Raw genomic sequence first — 25456 nt, forward strand, 5'->3', positions numbered from 1 at the left:
GGTGCCATTAGGTACACAGTGGAGCTGTGAATCTGGCCCACCCGCGTACCGGCGCGCTCTTCGACTCCCCGGTTCCCCCGGGCGCCGGGTGGCCCGGCGATCCGGCGACCCCACGCACGGCCGTCGCGTCCGATGCGGCACATGTCGAGGCGATGGCCGGAGCCGCCGAAACGCTCGAGCAGCTCGACGCCGAGATATCGGTGTGCCGGGCCTGCCCGCGGCTGGTCGAGTGGCGCGAAGAGTCGGCGCTGACCAAGCGGCGCTCCTTCGCCGACCAACCGTATTGGGGACGGCCGGTCACCGGGTGGGGCGACACCCGCCCGCGGATCATGGTCGTCGGCCTGGCCCCGGCGGCCAACGGCGCCAACCGAACCGGCCGGGTGTTCACCGGCGACCGCTCCGGCGACTTCCTCTACGCCGCAATGCATCGAGCGGGTCTGGCCAACTCTCCGATCGCCGTCGACGCCGCAGACGGCTTGCAGCTCAACGACATTCGCGTGGCCGCCGCCGTGCGCTGCGCGCCACCCGCCAATGCGCCGACACCGGCCGAACGGTCGACCTGCGCGCCGTGGCTGACCGCAGAATGGCGACTGGTCGGCGCAGACACCCGAGTGATCGTGGCGCTGGGTGGATTCGGCTGGCGCTCAGCCCTCGACATGATTCGCGCCGCCGGCGGCGAAGTGCCGCGCCCGCAGCCGAAATTCGGCCACGCGGCGACCGCGACGGTGCGCGCCGCCGGCGGCGATGTGACGCTGCTGGGCTGCTACCACCCCAGCCAGCAGAACACGTTCACCGGCAGGCTGACCCCCGAGATGCTTGACGACATCTTCAGGCAGGCACGCAAGATGGCAGGTATCTCGTAGGGAACGTTCGACAGACGGGAGGCGTTGACCACCTCATGCGGCTTTCTGTCCTCGATCTCGTACCCGTCCGCACCGACCAGACCACCGCGGACGGGTTAAAAGCCACGCTGGGCCTGGCGCAAACGGCCGACCGGCTGGGGTTCACCCGCTACTGGGTCGCCGAACACCACAACATGCCCTCGGTCGGCGCCACCAGCCCGCCCGTGCTCATCGCCTACCTGGCGGCGCAGACCGATCAGATCAGGCTTGGCTCGGGCGGCGTCATGCTGCCCAACCACGCGCCGCTGGCGGTCGCCGAGCAGTTCGCCCTGCTGGAAGCCGCCGCCCCGGGCCGCATCGACCTCGGCATCGGCCGCGCGCCCGGCTCCGATCCGGTGACATCGGTGTTGCTGCGCGGCGCCGCCGGCCGCGACGACCGGGACATCGACCAGTTCCCGAATTACCTCGACCACGTGCGCGCGATGATGAGCGCCAAGGGTGTGCAAGTGCAGCTGCGCGACGGCGACTACGTCCTCAAGGCCACGCCGGCCGCGGCCAGCGAGCCGCGGCTGTGGCTGCTCGGGTCGTCGATGTACTCCGCGCAACTGGCTGCCGCCAAGGGTCTGCCCTACGTGTTCGCGCATCACTTCTCCGGCCAGGGCACCGAAGAGGCACTCGACCTCTACCGCTCCCAGTTCGTGCCCAGCGAGCTGACCGCCGAACCGGTGACGTTCTTGACCGTCAACGCCGCAGTGGCCGAAACCCATGACGAGGCAACGGCTTTGATTCTGCCGAACCTGCACATGATGGCCCGGCTGCGGACTGGTCAACCCCTGGGTCCGGTTGAGCTTGTCGAGGACGTCGAGGGCGGCACGTTGCCACCGCAGATGCAGCACATCGTCGACAGCGGGCTGGAGCGGGCGGTCGTCGGGTCGCCTGCGGAGGCCGCCGCTCAGGTGACCGCGTTGGCGCAGCGGTTCGGCGTCGACGAGGTGATGATCCACCCGGTGGCGTCGGCGCACCGCGGCACCGACCCGACCACTTCGCCCGCGCGCGAAAAGACGCTCGAGCTTCTGGCCAAAGAGCTGTTCTAGGCCGGCGTCAGCTTCACGACCGGGATCGGCCGCGACGTCTTCTCCTGATACGCCTCGTAGCGGTTGCTGTTGTTCTTGTTGACGATCTGCCACAGTCGCTTGTAGTCGGCGTCGTCGGGTAGCACCGGATGAGCCGTCACGCGGAAACGCTTTGGGCCGACATTGATTTCGACGCTCGGGTTGGCCTTCAGGTTGTGGTACCAGCCGGGGGCCTTCGGGTCGCCGCCCTTCGACGCGACGATCAGGTAGTCGTCGCCGTCACGGGCATAGGTCAGCGACGCGGTGCGGGCCTGCCCGGTCTTGGCGCCGACGGTGTGCAGCAGCAGGCTGGGGATACCCAGCGCGCGATGCCCGATCCAGCCGTTGGTCTTCTGGTAGACGGTGTCGTGGACCTTCAGCAGGTAAGGCAGCAACGTCTGTTCTAGCGGGAGTGCCATACGTCCAGTATTAGCCCGCGGCGTCGATCTCCGCCAGCGCGTCCCGCAGGATGCGACCGGTCGACTCGCGGTCGGGATCGCGACGTAGTAAGAGGCCCTTCGCGACCGACAGCTTGTCGCCGTTGCGTCGCGGGAGCACGTGCAGATGGATGTGCATGACCGTCTGAAAAGCGGCCGGACCGTCGTTGATCCCGATGTTGGTGGCGTCGGCCAACTCGGTCGCACGCGCGGCCTTGGCGATGCGCTGCCCGATCGCCGCCATGCCGGCCAGCGTCTCAGGCGGGGTATCGGTCAGATCGACGGTGTGCCGCTTGGGCACCACCAGCGTATGGCCGCGGGTGAAGGGACGGATGTCGAGGAATGCCAGATAACCGTCGTCTTCGTAGATTCGGATGGCCGGGGCCTGGCCGGCGACGATCGCGCAGAACACACAGGACATGACGTCACACGGTAGCGGTCCGCGGCTCGGGTCAAGTGAGTAGTCTGCCTCGACGTGGACGTAGCTGATCTGGCCTTCGCGGGGGCTGCCGAGCAAGCGCGGATGCTGGCCGCGGCCACCATCACCGCGCCGGCGCTGCTGGAGATCTACCTGGATCGCATCGCGCGGCTCGATCCGCAGTTGCGTAGCTACCGTGTCGTGCTCGCCGAGAGCGCACGCCAGGAAGCGTTGGCCGCGCAGCGCCGCCTCGACGCCGGTGAGCGTCTGCCGCTGCTCGGTGTCCCGGTCGCGATCAAGGACGACGTCGACGTGGCCGGCGAACTCACGACGTGCGGCAGCAGCGCGGTCTCGACCCCGGCGGCCCACGATGCCGAAGTCGTCGCCCGGCTACGCGCGGCCGGCGCGGTGATCATCGGCAAAACCGCTGTGCCCGAACTGATGATGTTCCCGTTCACCGAAACGCTGACATTCGGGGCGACCCGCAATCCGTGGGATACCGCGTTCACGCCGGGCGGCAGCAGCGGCGGCAGCGGGGCCGCGGTGGCCGCCGGGCTCGCGCCCCTGGCACTCGGATCCGACGGCGGCGGTTCGATCCGCATACCGTCGGGCTGGTGCGGCCTGTTCGGAATCAAACCGCAGCGGGATCGGGTTTCGCTGGCGCCGCACCACGACGCCTGGTGCGGGCTCAGCGTGAACGGCCCGCTCGCGCGGACGGTCGAAGACGCCGCGCTGTTCCTCGACGTCACGACCACGACGCCCGCGCCTCAGGGCGGCTTCGTCGGCGCCGTCGGCAAGAACCCGGGCCGACTGCGAATTGCGTTGAGCACCAAGGTTCCGCCGCCGCTGATCGCCAAGGCGGGCACGGAACAGCGGGCCGCCGTCGACGCGGCCGGCGGGTTGCTCCGCGACCTCGGCCACGACGTCGTCGTCCGCGACCCGGACTACCCACCGGCGGCGATTTACGCCAACTACCTTCCGCGCTACTTCCGCGGCATCTACAACGACGTCCGCGTGATGCCGCACCAAGAGCGACTCGAAAAGCGCACCCGCAACATGGCCCGCGTCGGGTCCCTGATTCCCGACGGGCGGATGGCCAAGGTCCGCGCCGGGGAAGCGGCAGTGGCCGAGCGCGTCCAGTCGATCTTCCACGACGTCGACGTGGTCCTCACCCCCGGCAACGCCACCGGCCCGTCGCGGATCGGGGCCTACCAACGCCTCGGCGGCATCGCGACCCTGCTGGCGGTCGCGCAGCGGGTGCCGTTCTTCGAGATCTGGAATCTGACCGGGCAACCCGCCGCGTCGGTGCCGTGGGGCCTGGACGCCAAGGGCATTCCGCTGTCGATCCAGCTGGTCGGCCGTCCGAACGACGAGGCGACGCTGGTGGCGCTAGGAGCGCAGATCGAGGCTGCCCGGCCGTGGGCGCAGCGTCGGCCGCCGGTGTCATGACGGCGCGATAATCCGCCAGGCCTGCAGTTTCCGGCCGGCGGGCATCGCGCGGGCCGGGCTGCTCGACGGCAACAGCAGGTAGTCGACCTGCGCGTCGGCGTCGACGAGCCGCCCGTAGAGTTGCTGCGCGGCGCCGCCGTTGAAACACACCTTCGTGATCGACGGATAGCTGGCGAACAGCCGACGAAAGTCGTTGGCCACCACACTGTTCGGATCGATCTTTGCGTCGGCACTGCCGACGCGACGACACGCGTACAACACATCCCACAGGGCCACTCCGGCCGATTGCAGTGCAGCCAAACGGGTTTCGTAGGACGCCGAGGCGTCGAAGCCGAACAGCTCGGCGGTGATCGGCCAGAACGCGTTGCGGGGGTTGCCGTAGTATTGCCCGCTCTCCAGCGACAGGACACTGGGAAACGAGCCCAGGATCAGTAGCCGTGCCGTGTGGTCGACGACGGGCGCAAATCCATGGAGCAGTGGCGTTGCCATCGGATAACTTGACCACGTGGACCACGCAGAAATCGAGAAGCTGCTCGACGGTCTGGAAGGTGACGCGCGGGCTGAGCGCGCCGAGCTGATCGAGTGGCTCTTCGAGCAGGGCATCACGGCCGAGGAGATCGAGGCGACGTCGGCGCCGCTGTTGCTCGCAACGCGTCGCGTGATCGGCGACGACGGCACCTACGTGTCGACCCGGGAGATCGCCGACGAGTACGGCATCGATCTCGACCTCCTGCAGCGTGTGCAGCGCGCGATCGGCTTGGCCCGGGTCGACGATCCCGACGCGGCCGTTCACATGCGGGCCGACGTGGAGGCGGCCGCCCACGTCCGGCACTTCTCCGAGCTCGGTCTGGATACCGAGAACCTGCTACTCGTGACGCGGGTGCTCGCCGAGGGGCTTTCGCACGCGGCCGAAGTCATGCGCTACACCGCGATGGCGGCCGTCATCGAACCCGGCACAACCGAACTGCAAGTCGCCAAGCGCTCGCACGCGTTGGTCAGTCGGATCGCGCCGCTGCTGGGCCCGTGGATCGAGGAAATGCTGCTCATGCAGCTACGGAACATGATGGAGACCGAGGCCGTGACGGCCAGCGAACGCGCCGCCGGGGCGCCGTTGCCGGGCGCGCGACACGTCGCCGTCGCTTTTGCCGATCTCGTCGGGTTCACCCGGCTTGGCGAAGAGGTGCCGGCCGAGGAGTTGGGGCTGTTGGCCAACCGGCTCGCCGGTCTCGCGCGGGATGTCGCGACCCCGCCGGTGCGGTTCATCAAGACCATCGGTGACGCGGTGATGTTCGTCTGCACCGAACCGGCGCCGCTGCTGGACGCCGTGCTCAAGCTGGTCGACATGACCGACAGCGACAACGACTTTCCGTCGCTGCGGGCCGGCATCGCGTCGGGTTCGGCGGTGAGCCGGGTCGGGGATTGGTTCGGCAGCCCGGTGAACATGGCCAGCCGGGTGACCTCGGTGTCGCGGCCCGGCGCGGTGTTGGCCTCCGAGTCGGTGCGCGACGAGCTTGGCGACGACTCGGGTTTCAGCTGGTCGTTCGCCGGCGCGCGGAGGCTCAAGGGCATCAAGGGCGAGGTGAAGCTGTTCCGCGCCCGTCGCGGCGAAAGTTAAGCGCGCCGCCCCGGCGTGCGCGGTCAGCAAATTCGGCAAGCGCGGCGGTGACGTTTACACCCACTTAGCGTGATAAGTGGGTGTAAGAGTACTCCCGACGCCCACCGCGCCCGGCTTTCGCGGGGAGCGAAACCGCCTTGACGTGGGTTGTAATGGTGTAATCATGTAAGCATGAGACAACATCATGGACACGGAAGGCGCCACGGCCGCCCCGGCGGGTGGCAGCAGGCCGGCCAACCCGAAGCGGGCGACGCGGCCGACTGGTTCGCTGGACGCTTGCCGGACGCCTGGTTCGACGGCGACCCGACCGTCGTGGTCGACCGCGAAGAAATCACCGTCATCGGAAAGCTGCCGGAGCCGGAAGGATCAGCGAGCGACGAAAATCCAGCGCATGCCGAGGGCCGGGCCTCGCGGTTCCGCGAGGAGACGCGTTCGGAGCGGATGAGCATCGCCGACGAGGCGCAAAGCCGCTACGGCCGCAAGGTTTCCTGGGGTGTGGAGGTGGCCGGCGAGCGGGTCTTGTTCACCCACATCGCGGTTCCGGTGATGACCCGATTGAAGCAACCGGAACGCCAGGTGCTCGATACCTTGGTCGACGCGGGTGTGGCGCGGTCGCGCTCCGACGCGCTGGCCTGGTCGGTCAAGTTGGTCGGGGAGCACACTGAGGAATGGCTGGCTAAGCTGCGCGACGCGATGTCCGCGGTCGACGACCTGCGCGCCGAAGGGCCGGAGCTCTAACCTCAGCAGTCACAGATTCTGGGGGCACACTCTTTTTTCGTTGTGCACGCGCATGCGATATCACCGCCCCGAGCGTGATATCGCATACGCGTCGACTTCGAAAAACAGGTCATGGTCGGGAGACGGCGCTGGTGTGGCCAGAGTGGCCACGCTAGGCCTGAGTCATCCGGTAGTAGGCGCCGCGGCGGGCCAGCAGCTCGCCGTGGTTGCCGTGCTCGACGATCTTGCCCGCCTCCATCACCATAATCACGTCGGCATCGCGGATCGTCGAAAGGCGATGGGCGACAATGAAACTCGTCCGGTCGCGGCGAAGTTCATGGGTGGCCTTGGCGATCAGCAACTCGGTACGGGTGTCCACCGAGCTGGTCGCCTCGTCCAGCACAAGCAGCTGCGGGCGGGCCAGGAATGCCCGCGCAATCGTGATCAGCTGCCGCTCGCCGGCGCTGATGTTGCTTCCGCCGTCGCTCACCTGGGTGTCGTAGCCGGCGGGCAGGGAATGCACGAACCGGTCGACGTAGGCCGCCTGGGCCGCCGCGACCACCTCCTCGTCGGAAGCGTCGGGCCGTCCGTAGGCGATGTTCTGCGCGATCGTCCCGCTGAACAACCAGGTGTCCTGCAGCACCATTCCGATCCGTGAGCGCAGCGACTGCCGGCTGACCGTGGTGATGTCGACACCGTCGATCAGGATCCGGCCGGCGTCGACGTCGTAGAACCGCATCAGCAGGTTCACCAACGTCGTCTTGCCCACCCCGGTCGGCCCGACGATTGCGACGGTGCTGCCCGGTTCGGCGGCAAACGACAGGTCGTCGATGACATTAACGCCCCCGGGCTGGTAGCCGAAGCTGACGTGGTCGAATTCCACTCGGCCCGTTGGCCCGTCGGGTAACGAGCCGGGGCTGTCGAAGGGCTCCTCGGGCTCGTCGAGCAGTTCGAACACCCGCTCGGCGCTGGCCACCCCGGACTGCAGCGCGTTGTACATCGAGGCCACCTGGTTCAGCGGCGCGTGGAACTGGCGCACGTACTGGATGAAGGCCTGGATGTTGCCGACGGTGATCTGCCCGGTCGCCACCTGAATGCCACCGACGATGGCGACGGCGACGTAGCTGAGGTTGCCGATGAACGTGGTCGCCGGCGCCACCATCCCCGAGATGAGTTGGGCGCCAAAGCTTGCCTCGTACATATCGTCGTTGAGCCGTCGGAACTCGTCTTCGGTCCGGGCCCGCTGCCCGTAGGTCCGCACCAGGGTGAAGCCGCTGTAGCTCTCTTCGATGTGCGCGTTGAGCCGGCCGGTGTTGGTCCACTGGGCGAGGAACAGCCGCTGCGAGCGCCGGGCGATCGCCCGCGTCACGACGATCGTCAGCGGCACGGTCAGCAGGGTCAGCCCGGTCAGCAGTGGCGAGATGCTCAGCATCATCACCAACACGGTCGCGACGGTAAGTACAGCACTGAGCAATTGGGTGATCGTCATCGACAGCGATGTCTGCAGGTTGTCGACGTCGTTGGTGACCCGGCTGAGGATTTCGCCCCGTCGGCGGGTGTCGAAGTAGGCCAGCGGCAGCCGGTGCAGCTTGTCTTCGACATCTGAGCGCAGCGCCTGCAGCGACCGTCGTACCGTGACGTTCAGCAGGCGGGCCTGCGCGTAAATCATCACCGCGGCAAGCAGATACATGCCGAGCGCCAGTGTGAGCGTGCGCGCAACAGCATCGAAGTCGACGCCGTGACCGGGTACCACGTGCATTCCGGACAGCAGATCGGCGAAGGCGTTGTCGCCGTGGGCCCGCGCCGCCGCGACGGCCTGTTCCTTGGTCATGCCCGCGGGCAAGCGGCGGCCGATCACCCCGTTGAACAGCAGGTCGGTGGCATGGCCGAGAATCCGTGGCACCACAGCCCCGATGACGGTGCCCAGGATACTCAGCGCCATCACTGTGATGGCCGTGTGCCGTTGCGGCGCAAGCAACTTCACCAGGCGGACCGTCGATCCCCTGAAATCCCGCGCCCGCATGGCCGGGGGAGCAGGCACCTCCCGCTTGACCGTCGTCATCGCGCACCGCCCACTTGGGCGTCCACCGACTGCGACTCGGCGAATTCACGGTAGGTGGGCGATTCCGTCATCAGCGATTCGTGGGTGCCGGCCCCGACGATCCGCCCGTCCTCGATGACGATCACCTGGTCGGCATCGATAATGGTCGAAATGCGTTGCGCGACAACTATCACCGTCGCATCTCCGCCCACCGATGCCAGCCTGCTGCGCACCACCGCGTCGGTGTGCACGTCGAGCGCGGAGAACGCGTCGTCGAACACATAAATCGCCGGACGCCGGATCACCGCCCGCGCGATCGCAATCCGCTGCCGCTGCCCGCCGGAGAAGTTGATCCCACCCTGCGCGACGCGCATCTGCAGGCCGTCGGGGTGGGCGCTGACGAAGTCGGCAGCCGCGACCCGCAGCGCCTCCCACATCTCGTCGTCGGTCACTATCCTTCCCTCGGCCGCACCGAACTGCAGGTTGTCGGCGACGGTTCCAGAGAACAGGTACCCGCGCTGCGGGACCAGGCCGATGGTTGACCACAACTCGTCGATATCGCGGTCGCGCACGTCGACACCGCCGATGCGGACGGCGCCAGAGGTCGCGTCGTACAACCGGCAGAGCAGCGCCACCAACGTCGACTTGCCCGAACCGGTGCTGCCGATGATCGCGGTCATGGTGCCGGGCCGTGCCGTCAACGAGATATCCTGCAGCACAGCCCGATCCGCACCGGGATAGCGGAATGACGCGCCGTCGAGCTGAACCTCACCTAACGCCGCCGCCGGCCGCACCGGATTCGACGGGTTGCCGACGGCAGGAACAGTCGACAGCACCTCGGTGATGCGCTCGGCGCACACCGCGGCCCGGGGCAACACCATCACGGTCATGGTCGCCATCAGCACGGCCATCAGGATCTGGGCGAAGTACACGAGGAACGCGATCAGCGATCCGACTTGCATCTGACCGCGGTCGATTCGCAAGCCGCCGAACCAGATCAGCGCCACGCTGGAGCAGTTGATGGTCAGCGTGGTGACCGGCAGCATCAGAGCCTGCCAGTTGCCGGCGGCCTGCGCGGTGCCGGACAGTGCCACGTTGGCCTCGTCGAACCGCTCACGCTCGAAGCTCTCACGCGCGAATGCGCGCACCACGCGCACACCGGACAGCTGCTCGCGCATCACACGGTTGATGTTGTCAATCAACCGCTGCATGCTGCGGAACAGCGGCAGTGTCCGGGAGATGATCCAGTAGTTCGCCACCACCAGCACCGGGACGCTGACCAGCAGCAGCCACGACAGCCCGGCGTCCTGATGGATTGCCATGGCGATACCTCCGACACACATGATCGGAGCGGCGACCAGCACCGTGAATCCCATTTGGGCCAGGAACTGGATCTGCCGCACGTCATTGGTGCTCCGGGTCAGCAGCGTCGGCGCACCGAAGCGGGCGGTCTCGTGTTCGGAGAAGGTCGTGACCCGATGGAACATCGCCGAGCGGAGGTCGCGGCCGATGCCCATGCCGGCTCGGGAGCCGAAGTAGACCGCACCCACGGCGCACAGCACCTGTAGCGCCGTCACCGCGAACATCAGCCCGCCGAGGCGAACGATCGCGGCCGTGTCGCCCTTGGCGATGCCGTCGTCGATGATCGTGGCGTTGACCGTCGGCAGATACAGCGAGGCCAGGCTGCTGACCAACTGCAGCACCATCACCGCCGCGACCAGCCATCGGTACGGCCGCACGAACTGGCGCAGCAGTGCCACGAGCATCTGGTAACTCTTGCACACCAGAAACCACAGCTCACCGCGTGTGCGATGGTTGCCCAAAGGTCGTGCCGCTACAGTGCAACCTGTGATCACCAGAAGGTGCGGGTAGCGGTGCGACGTAACGTGGCGGCACTTGCGTGCGCGGCGGCAATCTTGGTTCCGATGGCGGCCGCGTGCTCCGATTCCGGTTCCAACCATTCCCAGTCAGGCGGGTCGACCGCGTCCCCGTCGGGGAACGGGAGCCATGGACCGTCGTTTCCGCAGTGTGGCGGCGTCACCGACGAGACGGTGAACAAGCTGACTCAGATCAATGGGCTGGTCAACACCGCCAAAAACTCGGTGGGCTGCCAGTGGCTGGCCGGCGGTGGCATCCTGGGGCCGCACTTCTCGTTTTCGTGGTATCGCGGCAGCCCCATCGGACGCGAGCGCAAGACCGAGGAGCTGTCGCGGTCCAGCGTCGAAGACCTCAACATCAGCGGCCACAACGGCTTCATCGCGATCGGCAACGACCCGCAATTGGGTGATTCGCTGTGCGAGGTGGGCATCCAATTCAACGACGACTTTTTCGAGTGGTCGGTGAACTTCAACCAGAAGCCGTACCCTGACGCCTGCAACATCGCCAAAGAGCTTGCGCGCCAAACGATTGCGAATGGCAAATGAGTCTCAGCGTGCGTCGCAGGATTCTGGTGGGTGTGGCGATATTGGCCACCGCATTGTCGGTATCGACCGGTTGCACCCGATCGGTCGGCGGCACCGCGCAGAAAGCGGGCGCCGGCGACGTGCCACGCAACAACACATCCGAGCAGCAGTACCCGAACCTGCAGAAGGAATGTGAAGTACTGACCACCGACGTGCTGGCCAAGACCGTCGGCGCCGACCCGCAGGACATTCAGAGCACCTTCGTCGGCGCGATCTGCCGCTGGCAGGCGGCCAACCCGGGTGGTCTGATCGACATCACCCGGTTCTGGTTCGAGCAGGGCAGCCTGGACAACGAGCGCAAGGTCGCCGAATTCTTGAAGTATCAGATCGAAAACCGGGCCATCGCCGGTGTGCCGTCGATCGTGATGAGGCCCAACGACCCCAACGGCTCGTGCGGCGTCGCCAGTGACGCGGCCGGTGTGGTCGGGTGGTGGGTGAATCCTCAGGTGCCGGGTATCGACGCCTGCGCGCAGGCGCTCAAGCTCATGGAGCTGACGCTCTCCACCAATTCCTGATCGGTCGCCGGTGGCGGCGGCACGGTCGAGACCGCCGCTGGCAAGCAATCGCGGTGAGGGACAGCGCGGCAACGGCGCTGACTTCGAAAAATTCGCCCGCAAGCTGTTTCAGCCATTGTGGCGTCTCGATTTTGTGGCGATGGCACTGAGCCCCTCAGTCCAAGCAACTGAATCCGATACCAGGGCGATGGTAATCTAATGGTATGCGTACTACCATCGATAATGCCGGACGCTTGGTGATCCCAAAGTCGCTCCGCGAGCAGTCGGGTATCACCGCGGGTGAGGTAGAGGTGTCGCTGGACGGGGCCGCCATTCGCATCGAAAGTCCGGTTGCCGAAGACCTTGTCGAAGAGGACGGGCTTCTGTTGCTGCCCGGCGGTGGCCAGGAGCTTGACGCCGACGCGGTCAGGGAGTTGCGCCTTGCCGACCAGCGGTGAACATGTGCTGGTTGACACCAGCGCGGCACTTGCCTTGGCGCAGCGTGAGAATCCCTTTCACCGTGCCGCGAAAGCCAGACTGCTTCGATGCCGGCGTGGGATGGCCGGGCACGCCGCGGTGGAATTGTTGTCGGTGCTGACCCGATTGCCTGCACCCCAGCGTCTCAGTCCGGTTGCGGCGCTGCGGCTTCAGGAGACGAATTTCCCGGAATCTCGGTTCTTGTCGGCAGCGGACACCAAGGCCCTGTTACGAGAGTTGGCCCAAGCGGGGCTCGCCGGCGGCAGCATCTACGACGGCCTGGTCGGCGCGGCCGCACGCAAGCACAGGCTGCCCCTCATCAGCTGCGATCGACGGGCGGAACCGACGTATCACCTGCTCGGCGTCGATTATGAGTTGTTAGCGCCGATTTCGCAGTAGCGATTGGCGCCGGGGAATCGGTGCTGCTCACAATTCGGGCACGTCGCCGCCACCTATCAGCCGGACCTTCGGTGAACCACAGGGAGTTCACAGCCAGTGCAATTTATTGACACCCGAAAGGGTCACTGGCCCATCATCGAGCCCTATACGATCGACGAATGTCTGAGACACCTTCACACGAGCCATCGTCCGCATCCGAGGACGTCACCGAATCCACCCACGCGTCTACTGCCACGCCGGCAACGACTACGACGACTTCGCATGCAAGTCCGTCGAAGCTGCCGTTGTGGCTCGCGGTGGCGGCCTTGGTGCTGGCGATCCTCGGCGTCGCGGGCGCCGCGTACGGGTATTTCTACCCGAACGCGAGCGCCGCTGCCTCGGGCAAGTACAGCGACCAGCAGCGCAACGACGCCAAGAAGAAGATCTGTGAGACCTTCAAGATCGTCGACCGCGCCGTGGTCAGGAATTCCCACCTGAAGAACCCGGAGAACGGCGGGCCAATCGGTGCGCTCTCGGTCGCGACCGCCCAGCGATTCGCCTTCTACGACGGCGGCGCTTTCCTCCGCGACCGGGTCGCCGACCAGCCAGCTACTCCGAAAGACCTGGCGGACAACGCGAACGCGCTCGGCACCCAGCTCGAGGAACTTGCCATCGGCTACCTGGCCGGCGCGCAGGACTTCGCGCAGGACGAGCTGCGTCAGAATCTCGACGACAAGATCAAGAAGATCGTCGAGATCTGCAAATAACCCGACGTAGCCGCGGTTAACGCGGCACGTGGAAGTCGACTAGCTGGGCGGACCCGAGTTCGAGGTCCGCCCAGCTGCCGTTGAGACGCAGCATCGCCATCGCCGACGTCGGAAACTTCATCGAGATGCGTTCGGCGGCATCACTGTTGGTGGTTTCGGGGTCCGCGAGTGCCAACGCCAGTGCGCTGGTGGTCGGCTCGTGTCCGACCACCAGCAACGTACGGACCTCGTCGCCGACGCCGTTGATCTCGTCGATCACGATGCCCGGCGTGGAGTCGTAGAGCCTGTCGACGTAGCGGACCGGCGCGTCAATCCCGGTGCGCGCCAACGTTTCGCGGGTGCGGGTCGCCGTCGAGCAAAGCACCAGATCGATCGTCGGAAGTTGGCCGCGCAACCAGTCGCCGGCCAGCCCGGCTTCGCGCTGACCACGCGGTGCCAGCGGTCGGTCGTGGTCGGCGACCCCCTCGGGGTAGGCCGACTTCGCGTGACGCATCAGCACCAGGGTGCGGTCGTGGTCGCTCACCCGGTCGAGGCTACCCGGTGGCCTTTGGGGCTCCTGTGGCTGATGTGACGCCTGCGCATCGATGAGGTGGCCCGGTTTCGATGCGCGGCGGACCTGCCGATCGAGGTCCCCGGACTTGTCGGCGGGCGGTCCTAAACTCTCGTTGCCCGGTCGAAGTTTGGCCGGACATACGTAGAAGGGACGGCATCGCAATGCGATTCGTGCACACCGCCGACTGGCAACTGGGCATGACCCGTCACTTCCTGGCGGGCGAAGCGCAGCCGCGCTACTCGGCGGCCCGGCGTGACGCGGTGGCCGGGCTAGGCCCGCTGGCGGCCGACGCCGGCGCGGAGTTCGTCGTGGTGTCCGGCGACGTGTTCGAGCACAATCAGCTCGCTCCGGCGGTCATCAGCCAGTCACTGGAAGCCATGCGCGCCATCGGGATTCCGGTCTACCTGTTGCCCGGCAACCACGACCCGCTGGACGCCTCCTCGGTGTACACCAGCGCGCTGTTCAGAGCCGAGTGCCCGGCCAACGTGCACGTGCTCGATCGGGCCGGCGTCCACGACGTCCGGCCTGGGCTCCAGATCGTCGCGGCGCCGTGGCGGTCCAAGGCGCCGACCACTGATCTGGTTGCCGAGGTGCTCGAAGGCGTGCCGGTCGACGGGGTCACCCGGGTGCTCGTCGCCCACGGCGGCGTCGACGTGCTCGACCCCGATCCGACTAAGCCGTCACTGATCCGCCTGGCCGGCGTCGAAGATGCGCTGGCGCGCGGGGCAATCCACTACGTGGCGCTCGGCGACAAGCATTCGCTCACCGACGTGGGAAGCACCGGTCGGGTCTGGTACTCCGGCTCGCCGGAGGTCACCAACTACGACGATGTCGAGGCCGATCCCGGCCACGTACTGATCGTCGACCTCGAGGAGGCGGATCCGCAGCGTCGCGTGACGGTCGATTCCCCACGCGTCGGCCGCTGGCGGTTCAGCACGCTGAACCGGGACGTGAACAACAGCCGCGACATCGCCGACCTGGACATGAACCTCGACCTGATGCCCGACAAGGATCGAACCGTGTTGCGGCTGGCCCTGATTGGCTCGCTGACCGTCACCAATCGCGCCGCGCTGGACGCCTGCCTAGACAAGTATTCGCGGCTGTTCGCGTCGCTGCGGGTGTGGGACAGCCACAGCGACCTCGCGGTGATCCCGGCCGACGGCGAATTCAGCGACCTGGGTATCGGCGGGTTCGCCGCCGACGCGGTCGAGGAGTTGATGAAGGCCGCCCGCGCCGACGATGACGCCGCGGGTGACGCGCAGGCAGCGCTGGCCTTGTTGTTGCGGCTGACCGACCACGGTCGGCAGGGCCGGGGTGCGGCATGAAGTTGCATCGATTGGTCTTGAAGAACTATCGCGGAATCGCCCACCGCGAGATCGACTTTCCCGACCACGGCGTGGTCGTGGTGTCGGGCGCCAACGAGATCGGCAAGTCGTCGATGGTCGAGGCATTGGATCTGCTGCTGGAATCCAAGGACCGTTCGACGAAGAAAGAAGTCAAGCAGGTCAAGCCGACCCACGCCGACGTCGGATCCGAGATCACCGCCGAGATCAGCGCCGGCCCTTACCGTTTCATCTATCACAAGCGATTCCACAAAAGGCCCGAGACCCAGCTGACGGTCCTGGAGCCGCGCCGCGAACAGCACAGCGGCGACGAGGCCCACGACAGGGTGCAGGCCATGCTGGCCGAGACCGTAGACACCGAATTATGGCATGCCCAAAGGGTTTTGCAGGCCACTTCGACGGATGCGGTAAGCCTGTCCGGCTGCGACGCGCTGACCCGGGCACTGGACGTCGCCGCCGGTGACACGGCGGCGTTGTCGGGCACCGAGCCGCTGCTGATCGAGCGGATCGACAAGGAATACGCCCGGTACTTCACCTCGACCGGCCGTCCCACCGGCGAATGGATGGTCGCGATCAAGGCATTGGAGGCCGCCAACCAGGAAGTCGAGCGTTGCGCCGCGGCGGTCGCCGAGGTCGACGACCGGGTGCAGCGGCACGCTGCGCTCACGGTTGAGCTGGCCGAACTGGTGGAGCAGCGGCAGGCCGCCGCGTCGAGGCAGACCGCCGCGCAAGCCGCCGCCGACGAGATCGACCGGCTCGCCGAGCAATTGAGGGAGGCCGAGCTGATTGCCGCGGCCGCGGCCGCGACAAGCACCGCGTCAACAGTTGCCCTCGCCGAGCGGATTCGGCTGCGTGACGAAAACGACTCGCGCGCAGCCACAGTCGCGGCACTGGAAGAGGAAGCCCGTGAGGTCGGCGAAGCCCAGGCGATCGCGCGCGACGTCACGGTCGAGGCCGACGCCGTGGTCGAGCGGTCCGATCAACTTCTCGCCGCCGCCCGGGAACGCGCCGAGACCGCCCGACAGGCTGTCGACGATCTGGCCCGCCGCGAAGAGACGCAGCGGCTGACCGCCAGGCTCGCGAAAATCGATGCCGCGGTGAGCGAACGCGACGAGGTGGCGCGGGAGCTGTCGGCCATCGCCATGACCGACGACTCGCTGCGTCAGATCGAACAAGCCGCCGCCGCGGTCGATCGGGCCGAGGGGCAGCTCGCATTGATCTCGGCGACAGTCGAATTCGTCGCCGCCGCCGACGTCGAACTGGTCGTCGGTGATCAGCGTGTGTCGCTGCCGGCCGGCGAGACCTGGTCGACGGTCGCGACCACCGCCACCGAGGTCGTGATTCCCGGCATTGTGACCTCCCGCGTCACACCCGGAGCGTCGGCGCTCGACATTCAAGAAAAATACGCTGCAGCGCAAGCGAAGTTGGCCGCGGCGTTGGTGGCTGCTGGGGTTGACGACCTGGCCGCGGCGCGCCAGGCCGATGAGCGGCGCCGCGAATTGCGGAGCACCCGCGATCAGCTCACCGCGACTCTGTGCGGCCTGTCCGGCGATGACGACGTCGAGCAGCTTCGGGCTCGATTGGCCGAATTGCAGGAATTGCCAGCTCTTTCCGGCGATGTCGATGCTGGGGCCGCGCGCGCCGAGCTCCTCGAGGCGGTCGCCGCTCGCGCGCAGGCCGAGGTCGACTGTGAGACGCACCGCAAGGTTGCGGCGCTGGCGATGAGCAAGCTCACCGAGATCACCGCGCAGGCCACGCGCGTGCAGGACAAGCTGGTGACGCAGCGAGCCGAGCTGTTTATCGTCGCCGACCGGTTGGCCGAACAGCGTGCCGCCGTTCCCGACGAGAAGCTGACCGCGGATGTCGATGCCCACACGGAGGCGGCCGCTACCGCTGCGAGCCGAGTCGCCGAGTTGGCTGAGCAGTTGGCCGCGAAGGCGCCCGAGGCCGTCGCCACCGAGCTGGCCGATGCGGTCGAGGCCGCCGAGGGACTGCGTCAGCGTCACGACGATGTCACGCGTACTTTGCATGAGATCGCCGCCCAGCTCACGGTTTTCGGCACCGAGGGGCGCAAGGGCAAGCTCGATGCAGCCGAGATCGAGCTCGAGCATGCTCGCGACGAGTACGACCGGGTCGGGCGCCGGGCCCGAGCGGTGCAGTTGCTGCGTGAGGTGATGACGCGGCACCGGGACACCACGCGGCTGCGCTATGTCGAGCCGTATCGCGCCGAACTGCAGCGGCTTGGCCGACCCGTGTTCGGCGAGAGCTTCGAAGTCGACGTCGACAGCGACCTGTGCATCCAAAACCGGACACTCGACGGCCGAACCGTTCCGTACGAGTCGCTGTCGGGTGGGGCCAAGGAGCAACTCGGAATCCTGGCCCGGTTGGCCGGCGCGGCCTTGGTCGCGAAGGACGACGCGGTCCCGATCCTGATCGACGACGCGCTCGGCTTCACCGATCCCGAACGGCTGGTCAAGATGGCCGCGGTGTTCGACACGCTGGGGGAGCGCGGCCAGGTCATCGTATTGACCTGCACGCCAGCCCGATACGACGGCGTCAAGGACGCGCAGCGGATTGAGTTGTGCGCCTAGGGGTTGGCTCGACGGCCGGCGAGAATTTCGACAACGTAACACCCCTCAGCAAGGCAGTCACGCCCTCGTGGCACTGTCATCGAGTGCGCGATGAATGAGCCGGCCGTACAGTTTGACCGACAATCGCCGCGGCATGAGGTATCTGACAATGAGGTCCGTGAAATTGTTAGCGGCCCCGGGAATGACGTGGGAGCGCTTGCCGAGATTGCTCAGTGCCGCGGTCACCACGCGCGATACGTCCAAACGGAATTGGGCGCTGCCCGCCTGCTCGTCTAGAGCAGACCGTCTACCCCCGCGCGTCGACCCGAGCCGGAATGGGTCCCTTCGCAATGGTGGTGCACGGCGATTCGACCGGGAAATCCTCATTGACAGACCGGATCCGCACCGACCTGGCGACGGTGGCGAGCGCGAGCGTCGTCACCAGCATCGCGAAGTGTTCACCGATGCACGAACGCGGCCCGGCGGCGAACGGAATGAACTGCCACCGATCGCGATTCGCGGAGTTTTCCGGGCTGAACCGATCGGGGTCGAAGACCGACGGACGCTCCCACAAGGCCGGATCCCTATGCAGCGCACTGATTGCGACGGCCACAATGCTGCCTGCCTCCACTCGGTAGCCGTCTACCGCGAGGTCGCTCAGCGCCACCCGGCCGACCCCGGCGGCCGGCGGGCACAGTCGCAGCGACTCCTTGATCACCTGGGTGGTGTATCCGAGCCGGGGGACATCCGCCGGCGTCAGTTCTCGATCGCCGATCGCGGCAACCTCGGCGGCGACCCGGTCCTGCATGTCGGGATGGCGTCCCAGTTCCCACAACGCGTAGGTCAGCATTGTCGCGGTGGTGTCGTGGCCCGACAACATGAAGATCAGCAGCTCGCTGCAGATGTCCTCGTCGGACAGCGGCCGGCCGGTGTCCGGATCGGTGGCCGCGATCAGCGCCCGAACCAGCGGCGCATCGCGGGTGGTGTCCGCGCGGCAGGCCTGCAGGATCGCCATGGTGCCCCGTTTCATCGCCGCAACCGCGGCGCGAGCGCGACGGCGTGACGGCGTCGGCAGCCACCACGGCGCACGCACCGGCCGCAATCCACGATCGGCCGCATAGCGCGATGCCACGTGCAGGTTGGCCGCGATCTCAGTACCGAACTCGTTGACGTCGACACCGAAAATCGAGCGGCCGAGCGACCGCATGGCCAATCGGCGGCACTCAGTGTCGAGGTCGACGTCACCGAATTCACGCCAGTGATCGGCAGCCGTTTGTGCCGCCTGCGTCATGTGACTGCCGAAACTGTCGACGCTCTGCTTGGTAAACACCGGCTGCAGCATCCGTCTACGCGGAGCCCATTCCTTGTTGGGCAGCACAAAGAGGTTGTCGCCCGCCACGTTTCGGATTTCCTGGTGCAGCTGGCATCGCTCGGTAAGTCCGTCCGTGCGTCCCAGCACATCGCGCACCCCGCTGGGCGAGCTGACCAGCACCAGGGCCGGGGCGAGGAACTTCGGCAGCGGCACGAAGCGGGTCACCGGCCCGCCAGCCTCGCTCAGCAGCGGCAGCCCGGTGTGCAAAGCCCGCCCCGCCGACAGCACCCGAAGAATGGGCAACGGATTTTTCGGCGCAAGCGGAAGCGCGTCAACATCGAGTCGATCAATCGTCGCGGTCATCAACGTCAAGAATTACCGCCTCACCTGGCAGATCGCAAGATTTTGGACATATTTGCTGACATCTGTCTAATTGGCGGTGGGGTCTGATAATGCGTCAGCGCATGAATCCGATTGCGGTGTAGTCGAGATCGGCCAACCCGGCCGCACCGAAATTGGCCAATGAACTGTTGACCGCGACGTTGCCGGGGGATTGGACCAGCGGCAGGCTGAAACCCTCTGCCCAGATGAGCTTGTCGACGTCATTGGCCAGGACTCGCGCCTTGGCCGGGTCCAGCTCTTCGAGGGTCTGCTCGATCTTCGCGTCGATCTCGGGGCCGCCGATCTTGCCGAAGTTGCTCTCCCCGGTGGACGCATAGATCTGGGTGAGCGCGGACAGTGGGAAAGCGTCGCCCATCCAGCCGAATTGGGCGATGTCGAACGAGCCGACGTTGATGTAGTTGGTGAAGAATCCGCTGCCGGCCTTGGCCATCAGCTCGAGTTTCACCCCGATTTGGGCGAGGCTGTGCTGCGCGATCAGCCCGAACTGCCGGCTGGTCTGCGCGTCGTAGAACAGGTCGCGCACGACCAACTGCTTGCCGTCTTTTTCGCGGAACCGCCCGTTGAGCTTCCAGCCGAGCGCGTCGAGGTCGAGCTTGGCCTTCTCCGGGTTGTACGCCACCACCCCGCTGTTGTCCTGGTAGCCCTGTTGGCCTTCGACGTAGATGTGGTTGTTCAACGCCGCCGGATGGCTGTTGAGCCCGTGCTGCGTGACGGCGGCGATGCTCTGCCGGTCGATGCCCTCGGCGATGGCGCGGCGCAACGCGGGATCGGCGAGTATTGACCCCTTGGCGCCGTTGAATGTGAAGTGATACCAGCTTGGGGTGGGCGCCCGACGGATCGAAATGCCCTTCGTGCGACGGGCGATCGTCATCTGGTCCAGCCCGGCCAGGCCGGTCGCGTCGATCGCCTTGTTCTGCAGCGCCGGCAGTCGGGCGGAGTCGTCCAGTACGAGAAAGGTGATGCTGTCCAGCCGTGGCCGCTCGCCCCACCATTTCGGATTGCGGGTCAACACAATTCGCTGCTTGGTCCGGTCGAGCGCGGAGACGACGAACGGGCCGGCCGACGGACCCGGACCGGACAGCTGCGCCTTGTTGAACGCGTCCGCGGTGGCGGTCATTTTCTTTGGCAGCAGCATGGTGTTGCCGGCGAACATGCCGCGCCATTCCGCGTAGGGCTTGGCGAAGGTGATCACGGCCTGCTGGTCGTTGACGCCGCGGGTCACCGACTTGACCCGCTCGCTGCCGTTGGTGCCGGCGATCGCGAAGTTCTTGTCGGCCCCACTGGTGGCGTGGATTTGGCTGGCGATGTCCTCCCAGCTGAGTGGTGTTCCGTCGGACCAGGTCGCCTTCGGGTTGATGGTGTAGGTGACGACTTGCGGGTTGGTTCCGGTGAGTTCGACGCTGCTGAAGTAGTCGGTGTCGACGGTGGTGGAGCCGTCCGGGCCGATCACGAACGCGCGCGGCATGGTGGCCTTCAGCATCCCGCCGACGTCGGCGGAGTTGCCGTCGATGTGCAGGGTGTTGAAATTGGACGGGAATTCGGTGAGTGCCAGCCGCAGGTCTCCGCCGTCGCGCAGCGTTGCCGGGTTCTGTGGATTGATGTCGCTGGTCGCGCCGACGGCGGTGGCTGGATCGCTGGGCACGTAGTCGGCACCCGACGAGCAGCCGGCCAGCAGGCCGACCGCGAAGGTAAGAGCCAGGAGCCGTTTACCCATGGGCCGAATCCGGTTGCGGCACAGCTGCTAGCAGCCGCTGGGTGTACTCCTGTTGCGGCCGGTTGAAGATCTCGTCGCTGTCACCCTGCTCCACGATCACGCCGTGCAGCATCACCACGACGTCGTGCGCCAGATGCTTGACCACCGACAGGTTATGCGACACAAACAGATACGACAGACCAAGTTCCTGCTGCAGATCGAGCAGCAGGTTGAGAATGCCGGCCTGAATCGACACGTCCAGCGCGGAGACCGGCTCGTCGAGCGCGAGGATCTTGGGCCGCAGCGCCAGCGCCCGTGCGATCCCGATCCGCTGCTTCTGCCCACCGGAGAACTCCGCCGGATATCGGCTGGCATCGCCGCGCCGCAACCCGACGGTGTCGAGCAACTCGGCGACTCGCGTCTGGGTCTCGGCCTTGCTGAATCCGTTGGCGTGCAACGGCTCAGCCAGCAGATCGAAGACCGGAAGCCGCGGATCCAGCGCCGCCGCCGGATCTTGGAAGATCACCTGAATGTCGCGTCGCAACGCCCGTCGCGTCGTCGAGTTCAGCGTGGCGACGTCGTTGCCGAGCACTTCGATCGAACCCGACTGCGGCGCAACCAACTCCAGGATCTCGTTCAGCGTCGTCGACTTGCCCGAACCCGACTCGCCGACGATGCCCAGCGTGCGCCCCTGGTGCAGGTCGAAGCTGATGCCGTCGACCGCGCGGACTTCGCCGACCCTGCGGCGAAACAGCACTCCCTTGGTCAAGGGGAAGGTCCTCACCAAGTCGCGAACCCGCACGACGACAGTCGGTTCGCCGGGCGCCGAAGCTTTCGCTTCCGTGCTAACCCCGTAAACATCTGCGGCACTGCGACCGACGACGTGATCGGTGCGGATACAAGCCGCGTCGTGGTTGGGGGCAACGGGCGCCAGCGGCGGCTCGGCCGCACGACACTCGTCGACGACCAGCGGGCAGCGTGGCGCGAAAGGGCAGCCCGGCTCCAAGTCGGTCAGCGATGGGGGAGCGCCCGGGATCGGCACCAGCCTGGCGCCCTGCGGTGCGTCAAGCCGCGGGACCGAGCCCAAAAGCCCGACCGTGTAAGGCATTCGGCGATCACGGTAGACGTCGTTGACGGCGGCCGACTCGACGATCCGGCCGGCGTACATCACCAGGGCACGGTCCGCGAATTCGCCCACCACGCCCAGGTCGTGCGTGATCAGCAGCACCCCGGCGCCGGTCACGTCGCGCGCGGTCTTGAGCACCTCGAGGATCTGCGCCTGCACGGTGACGTCGAGCGCTGTGGTCGGCTCGTCGCAGATCAACAGGTCCGGGTCGTTGGCGATCGCGATCGCGATGACGACGCGCTGCCGCTCGCCGCCGGACAGCTCGTGCGGGAACGCACGCGCACGCTCCTGGGGCTGCTTGATGCCGACCAGCTCCAGCAACTCGACCGCGCGGCGACGGGCGGCGTGTTTTCCGGTGCGCGGCTGGTGCACTTCAATGGCCTCGGCGATCTGATCGCCGACCGTGTAGACCGGCGTGAGCGCCGACATCGGGTCCTGGAACACCATGCCGATCGTGTTGCCGCGATGCCGCGACATGGCGCGGTCGGGCAGGCCGATCAGCTCGTTGCCCTGCAACCGCACCGAACCTCGGACGTCGGCGTACTCGGGTAGCAGTGACACCGCTGCCATCGCCGCTGTCGACTTGCCCGAACCGGATTCGCCGACTATCGCCACCACCTCACCGGCATCGACGTGAAAATCGATGCCGCGCACCGCTTTCAGTGGCGGCCCGTCGGTGGGGAAGCTGACCGCAAGGTTGCGGACGTCCAGTAGCCGGCTCACGGGCGCCCACCCCGGGAAGCCGGATCGAGCGCGTCGCGTAGCCCGTCACCGGTCACGTTGGCGCACACCAGGATCAGCACCAGCACGCCGGCTGGAAACAGGAAGACCCACGGGAACGTCGTCGCCGACTGGGTGCCGTCGGCGATCAGCGTGCCCAGCGACACGTCCGGGGGCTGAATGCCGAAGCCGAGGAAGCTCAGCCCGGTCTCGGCCAGGATCGCGACGGCGACATTCAGGGCCGCATCGATGATCAGGATCGACGCCACATTCGGCACCACGTGATGGGTGATGATCCGGCCGCTGGGCACTCCCATATACCTTGCCGCGCGGATGAATTCACGCTCACGCAGGCTCATCGTCATGCCACGGACCATTCGCGAGCTCACCATCCACCCGAAGCCTGCCAGCAGTAGCACCAGCGCGACGATGTTGCCGGAGCCCTTGGTGCGCGGCGTCAGGATCATGATCAACAGGAATGCGGGCACCACCAGCATCAGGTCGACGAACCACATCAGCACGCGATCGCGCAAACCCCCAAAGTAACCGGAGACCGATCCCACGGTCGCGGCGATAGCGGTGGAGATGACCGCCACGAACACCCCAATCAGCATCGACTTCTGCATACCCCGCAGCGTCTGGGCCAGCAGATCCTGGCCAAGGGCGTTGGTGCCCAACCAATGTCGCGCATTCGGCGGCTGCAGCAGCGCGTTGAAGTCGAGGTCGCTGTAGGAGTAGGGGAGAAACGACGGCAGTCCGTAGCAGCCGACGAACAACACCAGCAGCACCAGCAGTGAGGCCACCGCCGAGCGGCGACGCAGGAAGCGGCGCAGCACCAACGTCCGTCGGGATGCGAACTCGGGAGCCGCTGCAATGACCGTCATGACACCCGGACCCTGGGATCGAGTGCGGCGTAGATGAAGTCAGACAGCAGCCCGGCCAGCAGCACGACCGCGCCGGCGAACACCGTGATTGCCGCGACGATGTTGGTGTCCTGGGTGGCCACCCCCTGGACCATCCATTCGCCCATGCCATGCCAGCCGAAGATCTTCTCGACGAACACCGCCCCGGTCACCAAACCGGCTACGCCGTAAGCGAATAGCGTCGCCAACGGGATCAGCGCCGTCCGCAGGCCGTGCTTGACCAGGGCGCGGCGGCGGCTCAGGCCTTTGGCGCGGGCGGTGCGGATGAAATCCTGGCCGAGCACGTCGAGCATCGCGTTGCGCTGATAACGACTGAACCCGGCCGCGGTGCCCAGTGTCAGCGTCAGCGTAGGTAAAGCCAAGTGCTGCAAGCGATCCACGAATCGCGCCGCAGCGCCGTCGATCAAGGCGGGCGAAGTTTCACCGGTGTATTGGAACAGCTGCCAGCCGAGCGCCCAGTTCACGCGCAGCGCCGCCAAGATGAGCAGGTTGGCGATCACGAAGGTCGGGGCCGACAAAACCAGCAGCGACAGCATCGTGATGACGCGGTCGCTGATCCGGTACTGCCGGATCGCCCCCCAAGCGCCGAGCACCACACCGATGATCGTTCCGGCGACCGACCCGATCAGCAGCAGCCGCAGGCTGACCCCGATCCGGCGCCACAGCTCACCCGACACCGGTTGACCGGTGATCGTCGCGCCGAAGTCGCCGCGCACCGCGTGCGACGCCCAGTCGGCATAGCGCAGCGGGATGGCCTTGTTCAGGCCCAGTTGCGCGGCCTTCGCGTCGATCACGGCCTGCGGTGGTCGCGGGCTGCGCTGCATCAGGCTTTCCAGCGGCGAGAACGCCACCGACGTCAGGCAGAACGTCAAAAACGAGGCCAGCGCCAACAGCACCACATAGTTCAGCAGCCGACGCGCCAGAAACCGGGTCATGCCTACCGGCCTCGCCCCTGTCGCATCCGCCCAGACTAAGAGATTGCGATCCGATTGATTCGGACCGGTGATCGGACGCCCGTCGCGTCGTAGCGTAGAGGAGGTGACGGTCACCGATGGCTACCTGGCCAACAACGCCGACTACGCGAAGTCCTTCCACGGCCCGCTGCCGCTGCCGCCGAGCAAACACATCGCCGTGCTGGCCTGCATGGACGCCCGCATCGACGTCTACCGCGCGCTCGGCATCCACGAAGGCGAAGCGCACGTCATCCGCAATGCCGGCGGGGTGGTCACTGACGACGCGATCCGGTCGCTGGCCATCAGCCAGCGACTGCTGGGCACCACCGAGATCATCCTGATTCACCACACCGACTGCGGCATGCTGACGTTCACCGACGACGACTTCAAGCGCGCGATCCAAGACGAGACCGGCGTCAAGCCGCCGTGGGCGGCCGAAGCGTTCCCCGAGCTCGCCGAAGACGTCCGCCAGTCGTTGCGCCGCATCGAGAACAGCCCGTTCGTCACCAAGCACACGTCGGCGCGCGGATTCATCTTCGACGTCGCCACCGGAAAGCTCGACGAGGTCACCGGCTAGGGCGGTGTATGCGCCGAGTGTGTGGGTTATGCCCGCAAATGGGCCGCAAAAACGCTAATTAGCTGCACCGTCGAC

At 66.6% G+C, this 25456-nt stretch carries 24 protein-coding genes; 13 read left to right on the forward strand and 11 right to left on the reverse strand.

Going from position 1 to position 25456, the window contains the following annotated elements:
- Nucleotides 1–26: 26 nt before the first annotated feature.
- Nucleotides 27–863, forward strand: coding sequence for a uracil-DNA glycosylase (locus A5658_RS00190; protein WP_067329330.1), 837 nt, complete (start codon nucleotides 27–29; stop codon nucleotides 861–863).
- 35 nt (nucleotides 864–898) lie between these two features.
- The gene (locus tag A5658_RS00195) at nucleotides 899–1936 is read left to right on the forward strand and encodes an LLM class flavin-dependent oxidoreductase (protein WP_067329333.1); all 1038 of its coding nucleotides are present in this window, start codon (nucleotides 899–901) and stop codon (nucleotides 1934–1936) included.
- Here the strand turns inward: A5658_RS00195 and A5658_RS00200 are convergent.
- Both A5658_RS00200 and A5658_RS00205 read right to left on the reverse strand, forming a co-directional pair.
- A complete protein-coding gene (locus tag A5658_RS00200) occupies nucleotides 1933–2373 on the reverse strand; it encodes a nitroreductase family deazaflavin-dependent oxidoreductase (RefSeq protein WP_067329336.1) in 441 nt (146 codons plus the stop codon). The genes A5658_RS00195 and A5658_RS00200 overlap by 4 nt on opposite strands.
- Nucleotides 2374–2383: 10 nt before the next feature.
- The gene (locus A5658_RS00205; protein ID WP_067329339.1) at nucleotides 2384–2812 is read right to left on the reverse strand and encodes an HIT family protein; all 429 of its coding nucleotides are present in this window, start codon (nucleotides 2810–2812) and stop codon (nucleotides 2384–2386) included.
- A gap of 54 nt (nucleotides 2813–2866) precedes the next feature.
- Between A5658_RS00205 and A5658_RS00210 the strand changes: the two genes are divergently transcribed.
- Complete coding sequence (locus A5658_RS00210) at nucleotides 2867–4258, forward strand: amidase (RefSeq protein WP_082992838.1); 1392 nt, start codon at nucleotides 2867–2869, stop codon at nucleotides 4256–4258.
- Here A5658_RS00210 and A5658_RS00215 read toward each other — a convergent pair.
- Nucleotides 4253–4747 (reverse strand): DNA-deoxyinosine glycosylase, encoded by a 495-nt coding sequence (locus A5658_RS00215; RefSeq protein ID WP_067329341.1) that lies wholly within the window; start codon nucleotides 4745–4747, stop codon nucleotides 4253–4255. The genes A5658_RS00210 and A5658_RS00215 overlap by 6 nt on opposite strands.
- 16 nt (nucleotides 4748–4763) lie before the next feature.
- Between A5658_RS00215 and A5658_RS00220 the strand changes: the two genes are divergently transcribed.
- Entirely contained in the window at nucleotides 4764–5873 is a 1110-nt protein-coding gene (locus A5658_RS00220) for an adenylate/guanylate cyclase domain-containing protein (RefSeq protein WP_067329344.1), read from the forward strand.
- Nucleotides 5874–6044: 171 nt separating this feature from the next.
- A complete protein-coding gene (locus tag A5658_RS00225) occupies nucleotides 6045–6611 on the forward strand; it encodes a hypothetical protein (protein ID WP_067329347.1) in 567 nt (188 codons plus the stop codon).
- Between the two features lie 151 nt (nucleotides 6612–6762).
- Here the strand turns inward: A5658_RS00225 and A5658_RS00230 are convergent, their stop codons facing one another.
- Nucleotides 6763–8652 (reverse strand): ABC transporter ATP-binding protein, encoded by a 1890-nt coding sequence (locus tag A5658_RS00230; RefSeq protein ID WP_067329349.1) that lies wholly within the window; start codon nucleotides 8650–8652, stop codon nucleotides 6763–6765.
- Nucleotides 8649–10397, reverse strand: a complete 1749-nt coding sequence (locus A5658_RS00235) for an ABC transporter ATP-binding protein (RefSeq protein WP_067329521.1) — start codon at nucleotides 10395–10397, stop codon at nucleotides 8649–8651. The genes A5658_RS00230 and A5658_RS00235 overlap by 4 nt, the downstream gene beginning before the upstream one ends.
- Before the next feature lie 108 nt (nucleotides 10398–10505).
- On the opposite strand from A5658_RS00235, the gene A5658_RS00240 reads away from it, so the two are divergent.
- The 5 genes from A5658_RS00240 to A5658_RS00260 all read left to right on the forward strand — a co-directional run bounded on the left by A5658_RS00240 (nucleotide 10506) and on the right by A5658_RS00260 (nucleotide 13209).
- Entirely contained in the window at nucleotides 10506–11054 is a 549-nt protein-coding gene (locus A5658_RS00240; protein WP_067329352.1) for a DUF3558 domain-containing protein, read from the forward strand.
- The gene (locus A5658_RS00245) at nucleotides 11051–11608 is read left to right on the forward strand and encodes a DUF3558 domain-containing protein (protein ID WP_067329355.1); all 558 of its coding nucleotides are present in this window, start codon (nucleotides 11051–11053) and stop codon (nucleotides 11606–11608) included. Before A5658_RS00240 ends, A5658_RS00245 begins: the two co-directional genes overlap by 4 nt.
- 203 nt (nucleotides 11609–11811) lie before the next feature.
- A complete protein-coding gene (locus tag A5658_RS00250; RefSeq protein ID WP_231997150.1) occupies nucleotides 11812–12045 on the forward strand; it encodes an AbrB/MazE/SpoVT family DNA-binding domain-containing protein in 234 nt (77 codons plus the stop codon).
- A complete protein-coding gene (locus A5658_RS00255) occupies nucleotides 12029–12463 on the forward strand; it encodes a type II toxin-antitoxin system VapC family toxin (RefSeq protein ID WP_067329358.1) in 435 nt (144 codons plus the stop codon). The genes A5658_RS00250 and A5658_RS00255 overlap by 17 nt, the downstream gene beginning before the upstream one ends.
- 158 nt (nucleotides 12464–12621) lie before the next feature.
- Entirely contained in the window at nucleotides 12622–13209 is a 588-nt protein-coding gene (locus tag A5658_RS00260; protein WP_156751175.1) for a hypothetical protein, read from the forward strand.
- A 16-nt stretch (nucleotides 13210–13225) separates the two neighbouring features.
- On the opposite strand, the gene A5658_RS00265 is transcribed toward A5658_RS00260, so the two are convergent.
- The gene (locus tag A5658_RS00265) at nucleotides 13226–13702 is read right to left on the reverse strand and encodes a histidine phosphatase family protein (protein WP_067329527.1); all 477 of its coding nucleotides are present in this window, start codon (nucleotides 13700–13702) and stop codon (nucleotides 13226–13228) included.
- Between the two features lie 221 nt (nucleotides 13703–13923).
- On the opposite strand from A5658_RS00265, the gene A5658_RS00270 reads away from it, so the two are divergent.
- Both A5658_RS00270 and A5658_RS00275 read left to right on the forward strand, forming a co-directional pair.
- Nucleotides 13924–15087 (forward strand): exonuclease SbcCD subunit D, encoded by a 1164-nt coding sequence (locus A5658_RS00270; protein ID WP_067329364.1) that lies wholly within the window; start codon nucleotides 13924–13926, stop codon nucleotides 15085–15087.
- The gene (locus A5658_RS00275) at nucleotides 15084–17696 is read left to right on the forward strand and encodes an ATP-binding protein (RefSeq protein ID WP_067329366.1); all 2613 of its coding nucleotides are present in this window, start codon (nucleotides 15084–15086) and stop codon (nucleotides 17694–17696) included. Before A5658_RS00270 ends, A5658_RS00275 begins: the two co-directional genes overlap by 4 nt.
- A gap of 286 nt (nucleotides 17697–17982) precedes the next feature.
- On the opposite strand, the gene A5658_RS00280 is transcribed toward A5658_RS00275, so the two are convergent.
- The 5 genes from A5658_RS00280 to A5658_RS00300 form a co-directional block, all read right to left on the reverse strand.
- Nucleotides 17983–19350 carry a cytochrome P450 gene (locus A5658_RS00280; RefSeq protein WP_067329369.1) on the reverse strand — a complete coding sequence of 456 codons (1368 nt, stop codon included), beginning with the start codon at nucleotides 19348–19350 and terminating at the stop codon, nucleotides 17983–17985.
- 94 nt (nucleotides 19351–19444) lie between these two features.
- A complete protein-coding gene (locus tag A5658_RS00285; protein ID WP_067329372.1) occupies nucleotides 19445–21103 on the reverse strand; it encodes an ABC transporter family substrate-binding protein in 1659 nt (552 codons plus the stop codon).
- A complete protein-coding gene (locus tag A5658_RS00290) occupies nucleotides 21096–22931 on the reverse strand; it encodes an ABC transporter ATP-binding protein (protein WP_067329375.1) in 1836 nt (611 codons plus the stop codon). Before A5658_RS00290 ends, A5658_RS00285 begins: the two co-directional genes overlap by 8 nt.
- Complete coding sequence (locus A5658_RS00295) at nucleotides 22928–23812, reverse strand: ABC transporter permease (protein WP_067329378.1); 885 nt, start codon at nucleotides 23810–23812, stop codon at nucleotides 22928–22930. The genes A5658_RS00290 and A5658_RS00295 overlap by 4 nt, the downstream gene beginning before the upstream one ends.
- Entirely contained in the window at nucleotides 23809–24786 is a 978-nt protein-coding gene (locus A5658_RS00300; protein WP_067329381.1) for an ABC transporter permease, read from the reverse strand. Before A5658_RS00300 ends, A5658_RS00295 begins: the two co-directional genes overlap by 4 nt.
- Nucleotides 24787–24889: 103 nt before the next feature.
- Here A5658_RS00300 and A5658_RS00305 point away from each other — a divergent pair, with 103 nt between their 5' ends.
- A complete protein-coding gene (locus tag A5658_RS00305; protein WP_067329384.1) occupies nucleotides 24890–25381 on the forward strand; it encodes a carbonic anhydrase in 492 nt (163 codons plus the stop codon).
- Nucleotides 25382–25456 lie beyond the last annotated feature (75 nt).

Source organism: Mycobacterium sp. 1245111.1, assembly GCF_001673405.1.
Lineage (GTDB): Bacteria > Actinomycetota > Actinomycetes > Mycobacteriales > Mycobacteriaceae > Mycobacterium.

Coding starts and splice junctions, on each gene's coding strand:
- A5658_RS00195 (WP_067329333.1), top strand. CDS start 899: ATGCGGCTTTCTGTCCTCGATCTCGTACCCGTCCGCACCGACCAGACC.
- A5658_RS00200 (WP_067329336.1), bottom strand. CDS start 2,373: ATGGCACTCCCGCTAGAACAGACGTTGCTGCCTTACCTGCTGAAGGTC.
- A5658_RS00205 (WP_067329339.1), bottom strand. CDS start 2,812: ATGTCCTGTGTGTTCTGCGCGATCGTCGCCGGCCAGGCCCCGGCCATC.
- A5658_RS00215 (WP_067329341.1), bottom strand. CDS start 4,747: ATGGCAACGCCACTGCTCCATGGATTTGCGCCCGTCGTCGACCACACG.
- A5658_RS00225 (WP_067329347.1), top strand. CDS start 6,045: ATGAGACAACATCATGGACACGGAAGGCGCCACGGCCGCCCCGGCGGG.
- A5658_RS00230 (WP_067329349.1), bottom strand. CDS start 8,652: ATGACGACGGTCAAGCGGGAGGTGCCTGCTCCCCCGGCCATGCGGGCG.
- A5658_RS00235 (WP_067329521.1), bottom strand. CDS start 10,397: ATGCTCGTGGCACTGCTGCGCCAGTTCGTGCGGCCGTACCGATGGCTG.
- A5658_RS00245 (WP_067329355.1), top strand. CDS start 11,051: ATGAGTCTCAGCGTGCGTCGCAGGATTCTGGTGGGTGTGGCGATATTG.
- A5658_RS00250 (WP_231997150.1), top strand. CDS start 11,812: ATGCGTACTACCATCGATAATGCCGGACGCTTGGTGATCCCAAAGTCG.
- A5658_RS00260 (WP_156751175.1), top strand. CDS start 12,622: ATGTCTGAGACACCTTCACACGAGCCATCGTCCGCATCCGAGGACGTC.
- A5658_RS00265 (WP_067329527.1), bottom strand. CDS start 13,702: ATGCGTCACGCGAAGTCGGCCTACCCCGAGGGGGTCGCCGACCACGAC.
- A5658_RS00270 (WP_067329364.1), top strand. CDS start 13,924: ATGCGATTCGTGCACACCGCCGACTGGCAACTGGGCATGACCCGTCAC.
- A5658_RS00275 (WP_067329366.1), top strand. CDS start 15,084: ATGAAGTTGCATCGATTGGTCTTGAAGAACTATCGCGGAATCGCCCAC.
- A5658_RS00280 (WP_067329369.1), bottom strand. CDS start 19,350: ATGACCGCGACGATTGATCGACTCGATGTTGACGCGCTTCCGCTTGCG.
- A5658_RS00285 (WP_067329372.1), bottom strand. CDS start 21,103: ATGGGTAAACGGCTCCTGGCTCTTACCTTCGCGGTCGGCCTGCTGGCC.
- A5658_RS00295 (WP_067329378.1), bottom strand. CDS start 23,812: ATGACGGTCATTGCAGCGGCTCCCGAGTTCGCATCCCGACGGACGTTG.
- A5658_RS00300 (WP_067329381.1), bottom strand. CDS start 24,786: ATGACCCGGTTTCTGGCGCGTCGGCTGCTGAACTATGTGGTGCTGTTG.